Raw genomic sequence first — 545 nt, 5'->3', positions numbered from 1 at the left:
ACACGTCCTTCACGCCCGTGATCGAGCCGACCTTGACCCGACCGGCGATGACCGTGGACGCCTTCTCGCCGAACGGCAGGTAGCCGGTCGCCTGGGCCTGGGCCTTGACGTAGGCCTGACCGCTGCCGTCCAGGGTGACGGTCGGCTCGAGGCGGCTGTCGAGCCGCCAGCCCTGCGTCGGGTTCAGCGGATTGTTGGAGCGGTCGAGGAAGAAGGCCGCCAGCCCGATCAGGGTGACGAGGTCCTGCCCCTCCTTCTTGATCACGTCGGCGGCGGCCATCTTCTCGACGGTGCGGCCGTATTTCAGCGTGGCGCCGTAGGTGAAATAAGACGTCTTGCCGAACCGGCGGGTGATGTCGGCGCCCGTGCTGACGCCCGTCTCCCGATAGGCGTCGGTGTCGTTGTCGATCGCCCCGATCCTGGCCTTGAAGGTCTGCTGCGGGCGCAGCCAGTGCGGCAGGGACAGCTCGATCTGGAGCAGGCGCTCGATCTGAGCGTACTTGGCCAGCACGGTCAGGGTGTCGGCGCGGCCGAAGCGGTTGTAG

General features: G+C 67.5%; 1 protein-coding gene. It reads right to left on the bottom strand.

The window, feature by feature from the left end; translation table 11 throughout:
• Positions 1–545: BamA/TamA family outer membrane protein (locus D1Z90_RS21070; protein WP_147378839.1), on the bottom strand; the 545-nt coding region annotated here is incomplete at both ends.

The organism is Motilimonas pumila (assembly GCF_003596335.1).
Taxonomy (GTDB): Bacteria; Pseudomonadota; Gammaproteobacteria; order Enterobacterales; family CBDFNC01; genus Motilimonas; species Motilimonas pumila.
The sequence above is the reverse complement of the archived record's forward strand: the minus strand, read 5'-3'. Positions and strand labels throughout refer to the sequence as shown.